Source organism: Moorena sp. SIO4A1 (assembly GCF_010672065.1).
Lineage (GTDB): Bacteria > Cyanobacteriota > Cyanobacteriia > Cyanobacteriales > Coleofasciculaceae > Moorena.
The window spans coordinates 1-1,231 of record NZ_JAAHHX010000866.1 but is presented as its reverse complement, the minus strand read 5'-3'; the positions used below and the strand labels follow the sequence as shown (position 1 = coordinate 1,231).

The 1,231-nt window shown below is 40.3% G+C and carries 1 protein-coding gene and 2 pseudogenes; 1 reads left to right on the top strand and 2 read right to left on the bottom strand.

Translation table 11 applies throughout. The annotated features are described in order from the left end of the window. Window positions 1-348: pseudogene (locus F6K53_RS43645) on the top strand (AarF/ABC1/UbiB kinase family protein); the annotation flags it as partial. Between the two features lie 488 nt (window positions 349-836). Here the strand turns inward: F6K53_RS43645 and F6K53_RS43640 are convergent. Further along, window positions 837-995, bottom strand: a complete 159-nt coding sequence (locus F6K53_RS43640; RefSeq protein ID WP_293087017.1) for a hypothetical protein — start codon at window positions 993-995, stop codon at window positions 837-839. Between the two features lies 1 nt (window position 996). After that, window positions 997-1,231, bottom strand: a pseudogene (locus F6K53_RS43635) (hypothetical protein); the annotation flags it as partial.

Genomic DNA, 1,231 nt, shown 5'->3' with positions numbered 1-1,231 from the left:
TGTTCAGTTATTAGCGAGTACAATAACCTGGTTTTACCTGAGTTGCGACAACGAACCATCGCATTTGAGTTAACCAGTAATATTTTTGCACTGTTACTGGTAATAGGTTTCCAATCTCTCGCCTATTTACTCCTAATAACTGAACCAGTTGCAGTTTATAGTTTCCTTTATCAACATTATTTTCAAGCGATTGAACCTATTCATACTCAACTGGCTGAAGAGTTTTTTCAACAAATTCCCCATCTTCCATATCTGGAATGGATTGGTATTTTTATACTGATTGGCCTCAGTGCTAGAATACTGCTTGCGGGGGCAAAAGTTCTGGAGCGTAAAGACTTTCCTCAATAGGTAAGCGGCTGGTTGACTGACAAAACTTATGTAACCGAATACTCATAAGTGTGGATCTGAAATTCCAGCCTATACATTCGTTTTTCCTATTGTTTGCATGATGGGTACTGGTTCCATCGAATGTGAAGGAGAAAGGCGTTGCTGATTCTGGGTATGGTTTCGCCCCCCTAGGGGGTGTTTTCAAACTGGTTATATCCTAAAAGTAGTGTGATAAATGGGTGCATTAGATGAATCCAGGGGACGTAAAGTTTTGAACAGTGGGAGAGGTTAAAACCGTTGACCTGAAGTCTTACTATGAAATGATGCACTTTCACTACTCACGTCAGTTGAAGAGCTGATTTGTAAAGAAAATCTAAAGCTAACTCGAAGCCTTGCTGAGTGACTTGTAATCTGAAACAGAAGACGAGTTCAACCCTATATCCATGAGTCGTTTGCCTCAAATCTCCAATCATCACCGCCAACCCTATCCAAGTGATAAGTAGCTCCACTTAATTAAACATCAAACGTTCCACAGTATAATTTCCCTGTTGACCCCGATTTTCGATGCCCTCAATAATCGCTCTTGCTAAATCGTACTCATCTTCAAAAACATAACCACCTAATTCCTGTCGTTTGAGATGTAGCCATTGGTCTTCAATGGGATTCATCTCAGGAGAATAAGGAGGAATAAAAAAGATGCGTGGGTCCTTGTTTGGACCAAATTTGATGACGTGTTTTAACTAGCTTGGCACGATGGATTGAAGCATGATCGTGAATAATTATTGTGGGCTTTCCTGTCTCAAATAATCGTTTCATCGCTCGTTGTGCTTGCCAGTCCATGAAACGAAGATAACTTTTGGTGTTGTAGGTTCCCACTTTCAAGGTATATTCAAATCTTTGGTCA